General features: G+C 46.4%; 2 protein-coding genes. Both read left to right on the forward strand.

Annotation, left to right across the window (positions count from 1 at the left end; translation table 11 throughout):
- Positions 1-2123, forward strand: a 2123-nt coding sequence (locus ACKTT2_RS00255; RefSeq protein ID WP_407882796.1) for an SDR family NAD(P)-dependent oxidoreductase, incomplete at its 5' end; no start/stop codon positions are given.
- The coding region (locus ACKTT2_RS00260) for a condensation domain-containing protein (RefSeq protein ID WP_407882798.1) at positions 2120-3705 on the forward strand (1586 nt) is incomplete at its 3' end. The genes ACKTT2_RS00255 and ACKTT2_RS00260, both read left to right, overlap by 4 nt.

The raw sequence follows: 3705 nt of genomic DNA on the forward strand, positions 1-3705 counted from the left end.
ATGTTGCATTCTTGCTGACTACATTAGGGAAGCTCTGGCTTGCAGGGGTACAGGTGGATTGGTCGGGATTTTATGCTCGCGAGCAGCGCCATCGCCTCCCCTTGCCAACGTATCCATTTGAGCACCAGCGTTACTGGATTGAACCTCAAAAACAAGCAGATGCTGTCAAGACTAGTGTAGAAATGTTGTCTTCAACATCTCAACCACACAAAAAGCCAAACATCGCTGACTGGTTTTACATTCCTTCCTGGAAACGCTCCCCGCTCAACGCCCGTAAACTAAATGAAATACCAGTTCAGGCGAATACACTGGTGTTTATTGATGAGTGTGGCTTAGGCTCTCAACTGGTGGAAAAACTTGAACTAGAGGGACAGAATGTCATTACAGTGAAGGTCGGGTCGGAGTTTACAAAGCTGAGCGAGCATACATATACCTTAAATCCCAAAGAAGGTAATGACTACAATGCCCTGCTCAATGAACTGTACGCACTGGGTAAAACTCCACAAACAATTGTTCATTTATGGAATGTCACGCCGAACAGTGAAGCAGAATCAGGACTTGAATCGATTGACAAAGCTCAAGATTTAGGATTTTATAGTCTGCTGTTTCTAGCACAAGCCCTTGGGAAACAGAGTATGAACGACGAGCTGCAAATCGCGGTTGTTTCCAACAATATGCAGGAAGTCACAGGCGTTGAGGTGCTGTGCCCGGAGAAAGCAACTATACTTGGACCTGTTAAGGTCATAGCGCAAGAATACCCAAACATAAGCTGTTGCAGTATTGATGTTGTGATTCCTCCAAAAGGAAGTTGGCACGAGGAAAAACTCATAGACCAGCTGCTGGCAGAACTAACAACTCAATTCTGCGATCGCTTTATTGCTTATCGTGGGTTTCATCGTTGGGTACAAACTTTTGAGCCAATTCAGTTAGATAAGTCTGACAAAGGGACACCAGGCTTAAGGAAAGGGGGAGTCTATCTGATTACGGGTGGACTTGGAGGCGTTGGACTTGTGCTGGCGGAACATTTGGCGAAAACTGCACAAGCCAAACTTATCCTGATCGGACGTTCACCTTTGCCCCAGAGAGAGGAGTGGGAACAATGGCTTACTAGTCATGAGGCTGAAGATAGTGTTAGCATAAAAATCCGGAAAGTTCAAGAACTGGAAGAACTAGGTGCTGAGGTTTTGGCGCTCGGTGCAGATGTTGGAGATCGCCAACAAATGCAAGAAGCTATTGCTCAGGCAAAGGATAAATTTGGTCAGATTAATGGAGTGCTCCATGCTGCGGGAGTTCCTGGAGGCGGCGTGATTCAAGGCAAAACTCCAGATGTTGTAGAGAAAATCCTAGCACCTAAAGTAAAAGGCACCCTAGTTCTCGATTCTATCTTTAAGGATATTCCTCTGGATTTCTTTATTCTTACATCATCAATTAATGCAATCCTAGGAGGATTTGGGCAGGTAGATTATACTAGTGCAAATGCCTTTCTTGACGCCTTTGCTCACTACAAGAATTCCAAAGGTGGCACTTTCACGGTATCTACTAACTGGGATACTTGGCAAGTGGGCATGGCAGTAAACGTAGCACTACCACTCGAACTCCAAAAATTACGTCATGAAATTCTTAAACAAGCGATATTGCCCGATGAGGGTGTAGATGCCTTTAACCGCATTTTGGAAAGTAAATTATCCCAAGTTGTAGTATCTACCAGAGATTTAAGGATTCGGGATGAGTTGGAAAATGCTCCAAAAAATTCCTTGGAACCGTTAGAAAACGCAATCTCATCAAGACCAGCACATCCAAGACCTCAACTCAGTAATGCTTATGTTGCTCCTCGCAATGAAGTGGAGCAAACTATTGCCAACATCTGGCAACAGTTACTTGGAATTGAGCAAGTGGGCATTCACGACAACTTCTTTGAATTAGGGGGACATTCCTTGCTAGCCACCCAACTCATTTCTAGGATGCGCGAAACCTTCCAAGTTGAGTTGCCCTTAAACATCCTGTTTGAGGAGTCTAGTGTTGCGGGACTAGCCGAGCGCATTGAAAAGATTCGTTCGATAGTACAACAAATACACGCTCTACCCGATGATATGACGAACGACCGAGAGGAGATAGAGTTATGAAAACTATCGAAGAATTTTTGTCTTACTTATGCAGTTTGGATATAAAGCTGTGGGCAGATGGTGAGCGCTTGAGGTGTAGTGCTCCTGAGGGAACACTAACACCGTCCCTGCGCGTTCAGTTGCAAGAGCGCAAAACGGAAATACTCGCGTTTCTGCAAAAGGCGAATATCACCTCAAGTTCCACACTCCCTCCGATTCTCCCCGTTTCACGAGAAGGAAAACTACCTCTGTCGTTTGCCCAACAACGCTTGTGGTTCCTACAGCAGTTAGAGGTTAATAGTGGCTTTTACAACGTCGCCGCAGCTGTGCGTTTTGAAGGTCATTTCCACAACATCGCTGCTCTTGAGTACAGTCTCAATCACATCATCAGCCGCCATGAAGTTCTACGCACCAACTTTGTAGCAGTAGATGGGCAACCGATGCAAGCGATCGCCGATAGGGTGACCATAACACCGACAGTCGTAGACTTGCAACACCTTGAGCTAAAAGAGCGAGACAGCGCTTGCCGACAATTGAGAATTGAAGCAGTAGCGCAACCGTTTGACCTCGTAACTGACCCATTAGTGCGGGCTATTTTATTCCAGCTTCAACCCACAGAACACATCCTGCTACTGGTGATGCATCACATGGTTTCAGATTGGTGGTCAATGGGCGTGCTGGTGAACGAGTTAGCAGCAGTCTACCAAGCTAAATACAATAATCTACCAATAGCGCTGCCAGAATTACCCATTCAGTACGCTGACTTTGCTCATTGGCAGCAGCAGTGGTTGCAACAAGAAGTGCTGACAAAGCAACTGGTATATTGGAAAGAACAACTTGCGGGTGCGCCGGCTCTGTTGGAACTGCCAACCGACCGACCGCGACCAGCGATTCAAACTTACAACGGGGCAATTGAGAAACTCTCACTCTCGAAAGAACTGAGCGAAGCGCTTGCTGCCTTGAGCCAGAAACAAGGAGTGACGCTGTTCATGACGCTGTTGGCAGCATTTCAAACATTGCTGTATCGCTACACCGACCAAACTGACATCTGTGTGGGCACACCGATTGCCAACCGCAATCATGGCGCAACCGAAAGGTTAATCGGATTATTCGCCAACACTTTAGTGCTACGTGCTAATTTGTCTGACAACCCTAGTTTTAGCGATTTACTGTCGCAAGTGAGGGAAATGGCGCTTGGTGCTTATGCCCATCAAGACGTGCCCTTTGAGCAGTTGGTCGAGCAATTGCAGCCAGAGCGTTCTTTAAGCCATACACCACTGTTCCAAGTGATGTTTACCCTGCAAGCGCCGCTATCGGAGTTACAATTTAGCGACTTAACGGGAAGTCTATTAGCAGCCGAAAGCTCCACAGCCAAGTTTGATTTGACTCTAGTTCTAGAGAACACAGGCGCTGGACTGATGGGGGTTATCGAATACAATACTGACTTATTTGACGCAGCCACGATTGTACGAATGGCAGGACACTATCAAACTTTGCTAGAAGCAGTTGTTAGCGATCCCCATCAGAAGCTATCAGAACTACCACTGCTCACTGCCAACGAACAAAATCAACTCCTGATGGAGTGGAACGATACCCAAGCCGA

Source organism: Scytonema hankhaensis NUACC26, assembly GCF_045865695.1.
In the GTDB taxonomy this organism is placed as follows: domain Bacteria; phylum Cyanobacteriota; class Cyanobacteriia; order Cyanobacteriales; family Nostocaceae; genus Scytonema.